At 59.0% G+C, this 15,614-nt stretch carries 9 protein-coding genes; 3 read left to right on the forward strand and 6 right to left on the reverse strand.

Features of this window, described 5'->3' with window-relative positions:
- The first annotated feature begins 142 nt into the window (after positions 1–142).
- Positions 143–1,909 carry an ABC transporter ATP-binding protein gene (locus ACR0MM_RS13975; RefSeq protein WP_480696815.1) on the forward strand — a complete coding sequence of 589 codons (1,767 nt, stop codon included), beginning with the start codon at positions 143–145 and terminating at the stop codon, positions 1,907–1,909.
- Here ACR0MM_RS13975 and ACR0MM_RS13980 read toward each other — a convergent pair whose 3' ends face one another.
- From ACR0MM_RS13980 to ACR0MM_RS14000, 5 genes are all read right to left on the reverse strand, one after another.
- Positions 1,910–3,220, reverse strand: coding sequence for an HlyD family type I secretion periplasmic adaptor subunit (locus ACR0MM_RS13980; protein WP_480696817.1), 1,311 nt, complete (start codon positions 3,218–3,220; stop codon positions 1,910–1,912). It abuts the gene before it with no gap.
- Complete coding sequence (locus ACR0MM_RS13985) at positions 3,204–5,351, reverse strand: type I secretion system permease/ATPase (protein ID WP_480696819.1); 2,148 nt, start codon at positions 5,349–5,351, stop codon at positions 3,204–3,206. Before ACR0MM_RS13985 ends, ACR0MM_RS13980 begins: the two co-directional genes overlap by 17 nt.
- Positions 5,348–6,736, reverse strand: coding sequence for a TolC family protein (locus tag ACR0MM_RS13990; RefSeq protein ID WP_480696821.1), 1,389 nt, complete (start codon positions 6,734–6,736; stop codon positions 5,348–5,350). The genes ACR0MM_RS13985 and ACR0MM_RS13990 overlap by 4 nt, the downstream gene beginning before the upstream one ends.
- Entirely contained in the window at positions 6,678–7,502 is an 825-nt protein-coding gene (locus ACR0MM_RS13995) for a SapC family protein (protein WP_480696823.1), read from the reverse strand. The genes ACR0MM_RS13990 and ACR0MM_RS13995 overlap by 59 nt, the downstream gene beginning before the upstream one ends.
- A 64-nt stretch (positions 7,503–7,566) precedes the next feature.
- Positions 7,567–11,385, reverse strand: coding sequence for a beta strand repeat-containing protein (locus ACR0MM_RS14000; protein ID WP_480696825.1), 3,819 nt, complete (start codon positions 11,383–11,385; stop codon positions 7,567–7,569).
- A 235-nt stretch (positions 11,386–11,620) separates the two neighbouring features.
- On the opposite strand from ACR0MM_RS14000, the gene ACR0MM_RS14005 reads away from it, so the two are divergent.
- A complete protein-coding gene (locus ACR0MM_RS14005; RefSeq protein ID WP_480696827.1) occupies positions 11,621–13,660 on the forward strand; it encodes a dockerin type I domain-containing protein in 2,040 nt (679 codons plus the stop codon).
- Between the two features lie 185 nt (positions 13,661–13,845).
- On the opposite strand, the gene ACR0MM_RS14010 is transcribed toward ACR0MM_RS14005, so the two are convergent.
- Entirely contained in the window at positions 13,846–14,721 is an 876-nt protein-coding gene (locus ACR0MM_RS14010; RefSeq protein WP_480696829.1) for a MurR/RpiR family transcriptional regulator, read from the reverse strand.
- A 95-nt stretch (positions 14,722–14,816) separates the two neighbouring features.
- Here ACR0MM_RS14010 and ACR0MM_RS14015 point away from each other — a divergent pair, with 95 nt between their 5' ends.
- Entirely contained in the window at positions 14,817–15,611 is a 795-nt protein-coding gene (locus tag ACR0MM_RS14015; protein ID WP_480696831.1) for an N-formylglutamate amidohydrolase, read from the forward strand.
- Positions 15,612–15,614: the final 3 nt, after the last annotated feature.

Here is a 15,614-nt window from a genome sequence, read left to right on the forward strand (position 1 = left end):
GGCTGCCTCTGGGAATCCGGCTGAAGCGACCTTAACTTCTGCCGGCTACACTTTGCGGTGCGGTATTGAAGCGCGTAACTATGGCAGCTTGCAAACTCTGCGCTGACGCGCAAGAAAGCGTCAGCTTGATTTGGAGACCCTTATGATCAGGAAAACCTGGGCCAAGTGGCGATCCGGCCATATCGGTCGGCTGGTGGGTGACAGCCTACGGGCGCAAGGCAAGAAATATGCGGTTGCCATGTTTGCCATGATGATCGTTGCCGCGACCACCGCAGGGACGGCCTGGATGATGGAAAACATCGTCGATGCCATGACGTCGCCTGACATGCGGTCTCAGGTTCATATCATCGCGTCGGCAGTAATCGTGCTGTTCCTGGTCAAGGCGCTGGCATCTTACGTCCAGTCCGTGTTTCTGGCGCGCGCCGGCAACCGCATCATCGCCGAGCAGCAGGAGAAGTTGTACAAAAAACTGCTTCGGCGTGGGGTGGATTTCTTTTCCAAAAGCGAGTCTTCAGACCTTCTGATGCGTGTGACCCGGGGCGCGGGGGCAGCGCGGACGCTGGTCGACGTGATCGTGACCACGTTCGTTCGGGATGCGCTGACGCTCGTGGGTCTCATTTTTGTGATGGTTTACCAGCAGCCTGTGCTTTCGGGGCTGTTTTTCATTGTTGGGCCGGTCGCGCTGCTGAGCGTGCGCTATCTGTTGAAAAGCGTCCGCTCGATCATGCAATCTGAGCTCAAATCACTGGCCGAAATCATCCGGGTTCTGCAGGAAACATCGGCCGGGATCAAAATCATCAAGGTCTTCGCACTCGAAGATCGAATGACCGAGCGGATGAACTCGGCCATAAGAAGCGTTGAAAAACGCTCGAACGAAATTGCCAAGCTGCAGTCCATCGCCAGCCCAATGATGGAATTTCTGGCCGGTGTAGCCGTTGCCGGCGTGTTGGTCGTCAGCACAATGGGAATTGCCGGAACTGAACCGCCGACCGCGGGTCAGCTGATGTCCTTCATCACGGCGCTTCTGATGGCCTATGAACCGGCCAAGCGGCTGTCCCGGATGCGGGTGACCATCGAATCCACGTTGGTTCCGATCGAGATGATGTTCGAACTGCTGGATCAGGAAGACCCAATGCGTGAAAGCCCGCAACCGCAAGAGCTGCGGTCCGGTCCGGGCGAGGTACGCCTGCGGAACGTCACCTTTGGCTACAGCGGTGGTATGCCGGTGATCAATGGAATGAACCTGGCCTTCGAGGCTGGAAAGACAACCGCTCTGGTGGGGCAGTCGGGTGGAGGCAAGTCCACGATCTTTGGCCTCATCATGCGGTTCTACGATCCTGACCAAGGCTATGTCGAGATCGACGGACAGAATTTGCAGGATGTCAGCTTTGCCTCCCTACGGCGCAAGATTTCCTATGTTGGCCAGGATACGTTTTTGTTTTCCGCGACGGTCATGGAAAACCTGCGATATGCCCGTCCCGATGCGACCGAGGACGAGATTCGCGATGCGGCCAAAGCCGCGCATGCGCATGACTTCATCATGTCGCTGCCCAAGGGATACGACACCGAAGTCGGAGAGAACGGTGCGTTTCTGTCGGGAGGGCAGAAACAGCGGTTGGCCATTGCCCGCGCCATTCTTCGGAAGGCTGAAATTCTGCTGCTCGACGAAGCGACCAGCGCGCTGGATGCCGAGTCCGAGGCTCTGGTGAAGCAGGCGTTGGATAAGCTGACGGAGAACGTGACCACGATCGTCATCGCTCACCGGCTGTCGACCGTGCTTGAGGCAGACAAGATCATGGTTGTTCAGGACGGTCAGGTGATCGAACAGGGCAAGTTGGATGAGTTGATGGAACAGAATGGCAGCTTCCGCCGCCTGTTCGATCAGCAATTCAAGACACCGGCTGCATAATCAATCCCGCAAAGCCTGGTTCTTTACCTTGAGAACAGGCTGGATGAGATAGTCGAGAACGGTCTTCCTGCCGGCCAGAATGTCAACTTGTGCGATCATCCCCGGAATGATCTCTACCTCCAAGCCATCGGCGTCCAACAAGGTTCCGCTGGTTCGGATTTCGACCACGAAAACTTCCTCGTCCTGCCGCTCTGAACGTGTAATCGTATCCGCACCGATGCGAACAATTTCGCCGTCCAGCGCGCCGTATCTGGCAAAATCATAGGCGGTGATCTTGACCTTGACCTGCTGACCTGCGCGTAGAAATGCGATGTCGTCAGGGCGGACATAGGCTTCGACCAGCAGGTTGTCGTCCAGCGGAACGATTTCGACAAGATCCTCGCCGCTGCGGGCCAAACCGCCCAAAGTCGTGCGGTGGATTCGGTTTACGATGCCCCGGACTGGCGCACGAACCTGCGCGCGCGCCGCGCGGTTCTCCAACGCGGGCAGGGCGGGCTCAAGCGCCGCAAGCTGCGCAGTGGCAATGGCAAGATCGGTCAGTGCCGCGCTGCGAAACCGGCTTTTGGTAGCCGTGATGCGGTCATCGATTTCACTCAGCCCGGTTTCCAGACGGTTTGCAGCGGCCTCGGCTCTTACCTTGCGCCCCTTCCATTCGGCCTCGCTGCGTCGCAGGGCCAGCAGAGTTGTCGCAGGTTCCATCTTGCGGCGGACCAGAGGCTCCATCAAAGCGCGCTCTTCGGACAGGACCTTGAGTGTTTCTTCTGCAGTGACCCGGTCCACCGACCCCTCTTCCAATTCGCGCTGCCTCTGCTCACGTTGGCGTTCCAGAATGGCGATCTCGTCGGCCAACTCCGATCTTCGGCCGAGATAAAGAGCCGTTTCCGAGCGAACGACGTCCGGTGCTTGTTGCACAAGCTCGGGCTCGAACCGCAAATCGGATCCGTCAATTTCGGCCTGCAATCGCTTAATACGCGCCCTTAGTCCCAATGCCCTTTGCCGCTCGGCGTCCAACTCGCTGCCGACTTGTGTCGCGTCCAATTCCATCAGCAAAGCGTTTTTGTCGACGATCTGACCCTCTTGAACATGAACAGCCTGAAGAACCCCGGGTTCGGTTGCTTCGATCACCTGAACGTCGCCAGACGGCACAACGCGACCGTCCGCGCGGACCACGTCGTCCAATTCGGTGACGAAAGCCCAGACGCCGGCCGTCAGCATGCAGCCCATTATGGCCAGCAGCAAAACCGAACCGCGAAACCCCGAGCCACCGTTCATCTCGCGGGCTAATCTTGCAAGGTCAGGATGCCGCGACATTCATGTGCCCCCGCGCGTCTTTGGCTCGTTTGGTGAGAACTGACTTGACGGCGTCAACGCCCACTTGGCCGTTTTCGATCACGATGACCCGGTCGACCAGTTCCAACAGACTGGCCCGATGGGTAACGATGACCATAGTCGTATCCGCAGCCGCTGCCTTCAGCCGCTGAATGATGTTCGCCTCGTTCTTGAGATCCATCGCGCTGGTGGGTTCGTCCAGCAACAGGACGGGCGGCTGCCCGATCAATGCCCGGGCTAAGGCGATCGTCTGACGTTGCCCGCCCGAGAGCCCCTCGCCACGTTCGGCCAGCATAAGATCGTACCCGCTGGGATGCCGCGATACAAAGTCTTCGACGCCCGAAATACGCCCGGCCCGGATTAGATCTTCGTCGCGCGGGCGGACCGCACCGGCCGCGATGTTTTCACGGACCGAGCCCGAAAACAGCCAAATATCCTGCAGGACCGATCCAATGTTGCGCCGAAGGTCCCCCGGATCAATCTGGCGGATGTCAATCCCATCCAGAAGAACCGAACCGACACGGGGCTGGTACAATCCCAGAAGCAGTCGTGCGATGGTGCTTTTTCCTGATCCGATCCGCCCGAGAATCGCAACTTTTTCCCCCGGTTTGATGTCGAAGGACACGCCTTTCAGTGTGTCCTCATCCTGGTCTGGGTAGGCGAAATACACGTTGTTGAACGTGATGCGCCCTTTGAAGTTGGAGCGGCTGATCCAGGTGCGCCCCGATGGCCGCTCACTGTCGGCTTGCATCATTGCGTCCAGATTCCGATACGCACTACGGGCCTGGTTGAACCGGGTAAGGGTTTGAGACAGTTGACCCAACGGTGCCAAAGCCCTTCCGGTCAGCATCACTGAAGCGACCAAAGCGCCCATGCTGGTCAGGCCGTCCGCTATCAGAAAAACACCATAAAACACGATCAAGACCTGGGCCGCCTGCTGAGTGAAACCGGTCAGGTTCAAGGCGAATTGAGTGATGGCACGCGACCGAACACTGTTGCCGGATTGTCGTTCGATCGCCTCTTCCCAGCGTCGCCGCATAGTACCGGCCGCAGTGGTCGTCTTGATCGTTTCCAGACCGGCCAGAGTTTCGATCAGCACGGATTGCTTTGACTGGCCATCAAAAAAACTGCGTTCCGCCAAGCGGGACAAGAGCGGCTGAATGGCGAGCCCGGCGACCAGCACGACTGGTACGGCGAGAGCTGGGATCAAAACTAGCGGTCCGCCGACCATGTAGATCGTAAGCAAAAACAGACCGATGAACGGCAAATCAACCACCAAGACCAGCGTAGCCGATGTGAAGAACTCGCGGAGTGTTTCGAACTCACGCACCGTGTTCGCCATGGCGCCTGTTGAGCCGGTTCGGGACTTCATCTGGATATTCAGAAGTTGATCGAAAACACGCCGACCCATCAACATGTCCGCATTCTGTCCTGCCCTGTCGATGAAACTGGCGCGCAGGATCTTCAGCACAAAGTCAAAAAACAGCGCGATGCCGACACCGATGGTCAAAGCGACCAGAGATTCCACGGCTTCATTTGGCAGAACCCGGTCATAAACGGTCATGATGAAAACCGAGGTTGAAAGCCCCAGGATATTGGTCAGAGCCGCGGCCAGAGCAACCTGCAAGTACGACCAACGATTGGCCACAAGCGCTGATCGGAACCAGTGACGGCTTGGTTGGCTTGGGTTGTTTTTAATTTCCTCGGAGTATGCTCGACGAAATAACATCGCATAGCCGGAATAGACGGCGTCGAGCTGGCATTCATCCATCTCACCAATGCTGTCTCCAAGCTCTGGGTCGTGGATCAACAGACGGCCAGACTTCGAACGGCCATGGTAAACCACGGCCCGCTGGTCCTCGAGCAACAGTATCGCCGGTGCGAGGCTGGGATCAAACTCCGACAGCCGGCGCGGCCCGAAGCCCGCCTGCAATCCGTGGTCATGGGCCAGTGCGATCGCGTCCTGCACCTTCAACCCACCAGAGACCGAGGATTGGGCCGCCAAAAGGCTGGCTTTGGTCAATGGCCGGCCAAGCTCTGCCGCCACATGCAGCAGACATGCCTCAAAGTTGGTGAGGGGCAGGGATGTAGGAGGCTGGCTGCGTTGGGTCATGGTCTGTTGCCCCATGTTCTGAGCTGGATGCCGAGCAGATCAATGATGTCGCCCGTAAGGCTGAGCGCGGCGTAGTTCGTTAGGAAGAAATTCTGCTCCGCCAGGATCAGTCGCTCTTGGGCGTTCACATAATCGCGCTGCGCGTCCAGTATTTCGATTAAGCTGCTTCGCCCGATCTGGAATTGCTCTTGAGTGGCGGCAACGCTGTCGGCATTTGCGGCAACTGCGATGCGGGCCTCACGCAGACGCTGGGCACCGGCCTTTTGGTCGGATCGAATGAAACCCAGCTCGCGCTGGATTTCCCGAAAAAGAACCTCACGGGCATATTCCGCTTGTTTGACCCGCGCTTCGGCGGCGGCAATTGCCGCCCGCCGCTGACCGGTGCTGTCCAGCTCGTAGTTGACCGACAGGTCTACGCCGAAATTCGCGTCCCTGCTGTCGTCCTGATTGGCAAATGCCGAAACCCGCACGTCCGGCTGACGCCTCGCAATTGCGGCAGAGCGGTCTGCCTGTGCCGCCAGAACCGCAGCGTCTGCGCGTCGAACCTGCGGGCTGTCCATCACGATGTCGGCGTCGCTTCTCGACTGGTTGGGCGCTGGGACAGGGGGATCCAGTTTGCCTGGTGGGGTCCCGAACACCTCTTGGAATCGCGCATTGGCACGATCAGCCTGAGCCCGGGCATCCGCCAACTTGGTCCTGGCATCCGCGACCCGAGAACGCGCCGTCAGAACGTCGGCAGCGGGACCGGCCCCTTGCGCGGCGCGGTCGGAGATCTGTTTCTCGATCTCCTCATGGCGGCGGACGTTTTCCCAAGCGATTTCAACGATTTTCCGCCGATCGATGACCAACACATAGGTTTCAATTGCGGCAAGGGCCGTCGCGGCTGCGGATTGAAGCTGATCGCCGCGGCTTTCGAGGACCCGGGCCCGCGCCGCTGCCAAGTCTCCGGCGGCAGCTCCCCCGTCGTATACAAGCTGTGAAACCCGCAGATATGGCGATACATCCGCAATATCCGAGTCCACCCGTTCCGATCGGGCATTTACGCCAAGTGACACCTGCGGAAGAAAGGCTCCTTCTGCCGCGTCCATATCTGCAAAGGCTGCGTCAACGCCGGTCTCGCTCTGCGCCAGGTTCGGGCTGGTTTCTACCGCGCGCCGTATTCTCTGGCCGAATGAACTGCGAGTCAGATGACCCGACGGCTTTGTCGCGCCAGCGCCCGTTGATCCTTCTGAAAAAGCCATCTCAATCGGGGCAAGATCCGGAACCGGCTCACAAGCCGCAGTGAGCACGGCCACCGAACCGACCAGTAGAGGCAAGATGAGTCGATCAAAGGCAGGCATATTTGGCCTCCGCGTCCGACAAGTCTCGTTCCGCGGCAATGGCATCCAAGAACCTCATAAGGTCGGGGTCCCTGCCGTTTGCAGGAGTGCTGATCACCTTGGGAGAATGCGTCTGGCAGTGGTGCATCCACAGAAGATGGTTGAGCGAGACTTGATGAGCGTAAATCAACTGCATCGCTCCGCTAGATTGCAGAACCGCTGTCTGCGCCGGCCCAAGTTGGTTGAAGCGTCGAAAGTCCACGCTCATCCAACCGTCGAGCAACTCCGCATCCCGAAAACGGGTCAATTCGACGAATAGGCCCAATTCCTTTATCAGCGCGCAGGCACGTCGGGTTGCGTTGCGATCGGCCAGAAAGCTCTTGAAGAAGCCCTTCAGCGTTTCCAGTTCAGAGGAGATCGAGCCGTCCTTTGCAAAGAACGGGCTGCCGGATTGGTCACAGGACACGAGTCCGGTGGTTTCATCTACAACAAGCTTGCCTGAGTTGGTGCGCGATCCATCTTCGCCACCGACCATTTCGATTGAGAACGGATGGCATCTCAGCAAGGAAGGAACATAGGTGGCCCGCCAGCGTCCTTGGTACGAAACAAATGGTGTTTCCGGAGAAGCTGCGGTCGCCAGAATTGCATGTGGCGATACCCCGCCCCCAGAGGATCGAAACGCAATTGGAAATGAGGCGGCTGCTTCTGAGACTTCCGCACTTACGATCTCGCACTCCAATCTGCAGCGCGCGAAATCGTAGGATGTAAATCTGTGCCACGAGCGATCGGAATGTCTGTCGAGAGTGACGGGTACTGGGCCGTTCTTTGCCATTGAGGTCTCCGCTGGTCCGTTAAGAAAGGGCCGGGGCGGCCCCACCTTTTCATGTTTGTCAGGATCAACTTGACGCGCCGGTCGGATCGGTATGCAGTATGTTGTCGCTGCTCAGACCGCTCAGATCACCCAGGCCGTCAAACTGCGCGACCGTGCTGACCGTGGCAGAGGTTGGGGCGGAATAGTCCACCTTGACCAGCACACTGTCAGTTCCATCGCTGGCCAGCAGATAGATCTCATCTCCGGCTTGAGCCCCAGTAAGCGTTTCGGCAGCGGCTTCCAGAGTATCGGTTGTCAGATCGGTGAGTGTGGTTGTCAGCCCTACAAAACCTGTGTCGGTCGCGATCATGTCGCCAATCGCCAGTGTTTCGACACCTGTTCCATCACCGCGAAGCGATGAGACATCCAACTCGCTGAACATAATGGCGTCGGCCATGTCGGCTGCAGGCCCCAGGGTGAAACCCGTTACGATGTCGGTGCCGTTGGCCGTCGGGTCCGCTTCGAAAACGATAAGATCCCGGCCAGCGCCGGCCAGATCGATCACATCGTCGCCGTCCCCACCGCGGATGACATCGTCGATACCCGTGGCCGCCAATGTGTCTGCGCCGTCTGTTCCCAATACCCAATGGGTCGGGCCACCGTCGGGCGTGTTGATCGTCAACTCGATCGGCTTCGTCGGGTCCAGCACCGTCATCGTGAACGTGACGACAGGCTGGGTCAGGTCGCTGACGCTTGTTGCGGCCCCGGCAAAACCGATTTCCGCCGCCCCGTTCGGATTTGCCAGAAACAGATCAAAATCGGTGTTTTCGACCTCGGATCCCGTGTCATAGGTCACGACCGCGGGGTCAAAACCCAAGTTGGCCGTGAAAGCCAACCCACTGGATATGTCCCGGTCCGCATCGGCATGTATTTCGAAAGTTATCGTCGACCCGCTCCGGCCTGCCTCGGAGATGAAATAGGCCGCTGGAACGTGAGCCGTCGCCACGTCTGTCGTGGGTAGGGGGTTCGGTCCTCCGGCAACCGTCGCTGAAACCGAAAAATCCAAAAGGTCACCCGCCGTTGTACCCGAAAACGCCGTGGCAGGTACGTTCAGGCTCCACGTGCCGTTGGCCGCAACCGTGGCTGTGCCGACAGAGACCGAGTTCAGCATCACCTCAACGGTTTGTCCCGCGCCTAGACCTATCGATGAACCGCTGACCGTCAGGCCGCTGGATTGCGCGTCACTCAGCGAAACCGCGTCGTTGGTTCCGACCTCATTCAAGGTCAGGATGGGTCGGTAGTCGGTGGTCACCGAGGCTGCCGCCTGAGAAGCGGGGTTGCCAGCGATGTCCGAAACCGATGCGGTGATAGAATAGGTTGTTCCGTCAGAAAGCGCGTTCAGATCAGCTGTAGGTATGGTGGTCGACCAGACCCCACCCGAAGCGGTGGCTGTGTAGGTCTGCCCGTTCAGCCCTACAGTAATGGTTTGCCCATCTTCGGCTGTCGTTGTCCCCGATACTGTCAGGTCGCTGTCCTTCTCGGTGACGTCTAGAACCGATCCAGTTCCCAGGGGGGTCAGTGAGATGGTCGGGGCGCTGAAATCGGTGTTGAACCCAGTCGAAGTCGTCTGTGTATTTCCGGCTGCGTCGCTGACCGACGCGGAAATCGTGTAGGATTCGGCATCTTGCAGGCCGCTAAGGTCGAGGGGTGAAGCGGTGTAGGTCCACGCGCCACTCGTCACTGTAGCGGTGCCTGAGACATCCACAGTCCCGTCCGCTCGTTGAACCTGGATCGAGACGATCGTGCCATCAGGCGCGTCGGAAATGCCAGAGACGGTCATTCCGCCGGATTGCTCTGCCAGGTTCATGGTGCCCCCGGCCGATACCGTCGAGATTGACAGAGTGGGGGCCGTAAAGTCCGTGTCGAAGCTGCCAGTGGCCTGTGCGGCCGGGTTCCCAGCAAGGTCCGAAACATCGGCGGTCACGGTGACGGTGGCTCCGTCGGAGAGGCCGGCCAGATCGGCTGCGGGAACGCTGACACTCCAGTTTCCACCTGAAACGGTGGCGCTGTAGGTTTGGCCGTTCATTCCTATGGTCACGGTCTGGCCGTCTTCGGCGGTCGTCGTTCCGGATATGCTGAGGTTGGTTCCCTGTTCGACCGCGTTCATGACCACGCCGTCCGAAAACGTGTCGATGCTGATCGTTGGGGCGGTTGCGTCTTTGGAAACTCCTGCACTCGCCTGCGGGGCCACGAGGCCATCGGCATCCGTCACGTCGGCGGTGATGGTGAAAGTTGCGCCGTCGGCCAAGGCAATCAAATCCGCGCTCGGCACGGTCATGCTCCACGTCCCTCCGGACACAGGGCCCGTGTAGGTCTGCCCGTCCAAAGTTACGGTGACTGTCTGGCCATCGGTGACATTTCCGGTCGTGCCGCTGATCGTCAGATCCGCCCCGACTTCGACTGCGTTCAACACCGCACCGACGGATAGAGGCGAAATCGAGATGGACGGTCCGCTCAGATCCACGGGTACCGAAACCGCAGCAGGCGTGGCCGGGTTTCCGGCGGCATCGCTGATCGCGGCACTGATGCTGATGGGGCTGCCACTGACCAGAACGCCGAGGTCGGCTGCGGGAACGGTCACACTCCAAGCACCGCCTGAGGCGATGCCGCTGTAAGTCTGGCCATTGAAGGTCAGCACAACCGGTTGGCCATCTTCGCCGGTCGTCGTGCCGGTAATCGTCAGGTCCGATCCGACGTCTACAAGATCAATCTGGCCGCCTGCGACAGGGTCTATTGTTATGGCTGGGGCGGAAAAGTCAGTATCAAAGCTGTTGGTGGCTTGAGCCGCCGGATTGCCTGCCCGATCCACCACATCAGCGGTCACAGTGACGGTCGCGCCATCGGGCAGAGACGCCAGATCGGCGGCCGGAACCGTGACGCTCCAAGTGCCGCCGGACACGGTTGCGGTATAGATCTGACCGTTCAACCCCACAGTCACCATCTGACCGTTTTCCGCATCGGTCGTACCACTGATTTCCAGATCTGACGCGCTCTCGGCCGCATTCATGACCGCCCCGTGGGAAAATCCTGTGATCGCGATGTTCGGAGCGATGGTGTCGATGTTGTACGTGGCTGTTTCGACAGCGATCTCACCTCCGGCTCCATCCAGGTGTCGGATCGTCACGGATGTGACCCCCTGAGGCAACCCTGCCGCCTCGACTTGGCTCAGCGAAACGCTCCAACTGCCGTCCGGCCCCGCTGAAACGGTTTTGGTGACCGACCCGATGGTTACCTCGACCGAAACGGTGCCATCAGGTGCTGTCGCCTTGGCGGTGGTGCTGTTGAGCGAATTTCCCTGCAACTGTGACAGGTTCAGACTGGGCGGGCGTGACGATTCCGCGGGCGTCGCGGCATCTTCGCCGCCACCGCCGCCAGCGGCGGCCGCACCGGCCAGACCCAAACCACCCAGCACCGCGCCTGCGGCTCCCATGCCGCCACCACCGGCTGCCGCTGCTCCGGCGGCTTCAGCGGCCACTGCAAGCTGCGCGACTTCAACGGCCACGTCTTCGGCAATCATGATCGAACCGTTTTCCAGAACGTGCACGTTTTCCGCGGAAACCAGGACTGTGCGACCGTCCAAAAGCTTCAGTTGAACGTCGCCGTTTGGCAGCAGTTTGACCGACTGGACACCGGGCAGGACATCGGCAAACTGAAATGTGCTCAACTCCTCCTCAGTGGCTTGGGCCAGCGCCGGCAAGGCCAGAAGGGCAGAGGCCAAGCCACCGCCGACGCCCGATCCGGCCCATCGGCGCAGACGCGCTTTGACCCATTTGCGGACATGCTTCTCATGCCCTGCATCTGGTGAGTCCTTCTGGATGGAGACTTCGTGTGAAACAGGTTTCATCGTCATCATGTCCTCACAATTGGTGGCCGCGGATACCCGCGCGGCAAGACCGAAGAAGCCAAGTTCTGTTCTTCTTTCCTGCTGCCGAGTTTTTCATGCGGTCGGACCTTGAAAAATTGAGTTAATCTGGAGCCGAATTCCTCGTTTTCACCACAATTTCGTTCTCGTCTTTGCCTTGGCACCGCGTCACCCTCGAAGGGACTGCCAGAGATGGCATTGGGGGTGATCTGAGTTGATGCTTCAGTTCGAAAGAGTGGTTGCAACGGGGAGTCCGGCGCTCGATTCAGGTATCGGCGATACGGCTTTAAAAACGCTTAACGGTGTTACGTATCTGTACAGCACGACCCGGGCTGGCGGCGGCATCGTGGTCTGGCAGCTTGTGGACGGTGGCGCTCCGCAATTCCACGACGATCAGTATTTCAGCGGCACTATATCGTTGCAGGTCGGCAGCCTTGGTGCTCTGGTCGTATTGGGCGCAAGCGACCTATTGGCACTGGACGTCGACAACGCCTCAGGCCTTGTCGGGTACGAGTTGAATACGGATGGCACGATCGGGGCGCTGCAGGAAACGGCGGCGATTCCCGGAGGCGGTGATGTCACCGCATTGGTCCAGTACTCGGTGGGGGCGGTCGACTACCTGACGGTGGCCCATCAGGACAGTGGGCTCATCGGCACCTACGTGGTGAACTCGAATGGTTCGCTCAGTCATGTCGGCTCGGTCGCGGGTAATGCCGGGGCGATGCAGACCGCGGCGGTGGGCAGCAACCAGTATGTCGTCACCGCCAATGCCGCCGACAATGCGATCCGGGTGTTCAGCGCCGATCAGGGAAGCGGGACGCTGATCGAAGTGGACAACACGACAACCCAAACGCTTGGGATCAGTTCTCCGACAGCGTTGGAAACCGTTGATGCGTATGGACACACCTGGATTCTGGTGGCCGGGTCCAGCAGCAACTCCATCAGCGTGATGGAGCTGCGCGCAGACGGAACACTGGTTCCACAGGATCATGCGTTGGACACGTTGGGTACCCGTTTTGGCGCAGTTCAGGACATGAAGGCCGTCGAAGTCGATGGACGTGTCTTTGTCGTTGCCGGTGGCGGAGATGACGGGGTGACCCTGCTGACGATGACCCCTGATGGCAAGCTGATCTACCTGGACAGCTTTGCGGATACGCTGGATAGCGGTCTTCAGAATGTTGAGACCATCGAGGTGGCCCATGTTGGCGGCGACCTTCAAATCTTTGTGGCATCGCAGCAGGATGCAGGGCTTACCCAGCTGACAGTGTCTTTGGAATCCTTGGGCAATGTCATCGAGGGGAATGGAATCGTAACCGGAACCGCTCAGGACGACATGCTGAGCGCAGGCGTCCTAGACACTGATTTGCAGGGCGGTGCCGGTGACGACATTCTGATTGCCGGTCGCAGTGAAACCACCATGCAGGGCGGTTCCGGCGCGGACATCTTCGTTATGCGGTTCGGCAGTGGATTGACGACGATCACGGATTTCGAGGCCGGAACTGATCGGTTGGATCTGTTCGACTACCCGATGTTGCGCAACCCCGGCCAGCTGACCGTGACGTCAACGGCACAAGGGGCTAGGATTGAGTTCATGGATGAAACCGTCGAGTTATTTTCGACCGACGGTGGCACACTCACCAGCGCCGAAATTTTCGGGTCCGGTTTTGAGGGGGCGGATCATATCCCCGTTGACTTTGGCGTGCTCACGGGGCCCGAGGCCTCGGCCGGTGTGACGGGTCCAATCACGGTAGAGTCTTCCGGTTCAAACCCCGCGCTGAGCGATGCTGAGATCGTGTTCACGCCAGTTGGAAACAGCCCGATATCGGTACAGGCCGACGATCAGGGCCAATTCGATCTTGATTTGCCATCAGGTTCGTTGTCGGGTGATGTGGACATCATCAAATCGTATTCCCACGCCAGCGGAGAGATCACGGCCCTGGATGCGCTGCAGGTTTTGCGGATAGCGGTCGGTTTGGGACCAACCTGGGGACCTGCAGCCCCCGAAAACCTCATCGCGGCCGATATCACCCAGGATGGCACCGTCAATGCAATGGATGCCCTGGCGATCCTGCAGGTTGCCGTTGGGTTGCCCACCGCACACGAGCCGGAATGGGTCTATCTGGACCAGAACGCCGATCTTTCCTCAATCACGCCCACGAATGTCGACTATCAAACCGGCGCTGCGGTTGCCGTCCTGGATGGGGTGTTCAGTGTGGACATGAAGTCGGTCCTGCTTGGGAATCTCGAAGCGGTGTGAGCTGGCTATTCGCGGGAGGCAAAACGTGAGCCAAAAGGTATCGTGCCTTCTTGCAAACTCAGGCAAGTCTTAGCAGCACTGCCTAAGCTGGATTTCCTGGAGATTTCCCAATGACGTCTGCGATGGCGACCAAGCAGATGCGGCATTCACAACTAAAATCCGGCTTAAAGGCGGTGGTTTGTTCGTCACGCCTCGTGGCTGCGGAAAATCCGTGTGGTCGAGAAATAGCGTTCCAACTCCTCGATACGCTCTTTGCTTTCTTCCCAGCGGGCTTCCTGAACCTCGGCGATCAGGGTTTCCGAAATGAGTTGAAGTGCGATCGTTGAATCCCAACTTGATGGAGCTTCGACCAGAGCGTGAAAGGTATAGTTGGCCGATTTGCCGATAGGCGACCCCCATTGGTCGGTGAACAGCACGACGCTCACCCCGCGATCGGACGCAACTTGCGCCAGCTTTTCCAGATGCGCCTCGTAGCGGCGGATGTCGAAGATGACCAGAACCGAGCTTTCGTCCATGTCCAGCAGGTATTGCGGCCATACGTTGGCCGAGTTGCCCAGCATGGTCACGTTGGGCCGGATGATCTGCATGTGGTTGAACAGATAGTCGGCGTTCGAGCGGGTGATGCGGCCGCCCACGACATACAAATGGCGTTCGGTATCGGCCAGCAACTGCGCCACCGCGTCGAACATCGACTTGTCCAGCCGCTCCAGCGTGTGGCGCATATTGGTCCATACGGCTTGAGCAAAACGCGTGATCGGATGCTCGGTTTCATCATCCACGATCCAGGCGTCGCGTTTTGAGATCGGCTTTTGGATCTGTGCCGCAACTTCTTCGCGCAGCGCCTCCTGCAACGCCGGAAACCCATCGAAACCCAGTTTTCGCGCCATGCGAATGACCGTTGGGGTGGACACTTGCGCCGCCGCTGCCAGCTTGGTGATCGATTGCAGCCCACCCATCGGATAATCCTGCAACAGAACCGATCCCAGCTGCCGTTCCGAGCGGGTCAGGCCTTCAAGTTCGTCCTGAATGCGTTGTTTGACCGTTTTGGCGACGGAGGCCATCGGCGCCCTCATGTTATTCAATTTGCTACAGGATATGAGTGATTGTAATTTTGTCTACAGAAATTTTCTTGACAGGCCCAAGGCCGCTGTAACAAATGCTACGCATGCAGTCCAAGACCGAGTCATCCCTGTTATCCCCGCTGGAAGCGCCCGCCGCACGTCTGTTGAACGCGCGTGGCGAAGCACGCGCGGTTCTGGTGTGCGAACACGCAAGCCGGTTCATTCCTGCGGCTTTGGATGGGCTGGGGTTGGACGACGTGGCGGCCCGTTCACACGCGGCCTGGGATATCGGGGCACTGGAGGTTGCAGTTGAACTGGCCGGCGCCCTGGATACGCCTCTCGTACACTCGCGGGTCAGTCGGCTGGTCTATGACTGCAATCGTCCGCCCGAACGGGAAGATTCGATGCCTCCGCGCAGCGAGGTGTTTGCGGTGCCCGGCAATCAGGGTCTGACGGCGGAACAGCGCGCCCAGCGAGTTCGCGACATTTATGAACCGTTCCGGGGTCTCTTGTCGCAAACGCTGGATCGCCGCCCAGAACCGACTGTTCTGATTACGATCCACAGTTTCACACCAATCTACAACGGCAAGACCCGCGCGGTCGAACTGGGGATATTGCATGATTCTGATGACCGTGCGGCTCAGGTCATGCTGAATCATGCGGCGCATTGCGGGCTGAGAGTGGCGTTGAACGAACCGTATTCGCCAGAGGATGGTGTCACGCACACCCTGCGCGAGCACGGTATCGCGCGGGGCTTGCCCAACGTGATGATCGAGATCCGCAATGATCTGATCGACACGCCGACCGGGGTCAATCGGATCGTGGGGCTATTGACGCCAATACTGGCCGCCACGGTCGAAACCTTTTCCGACGCAGGGCAGAACACATGAGGG

The organism is Ruegeria sp. BC6 (assembly GCF_056539185.1).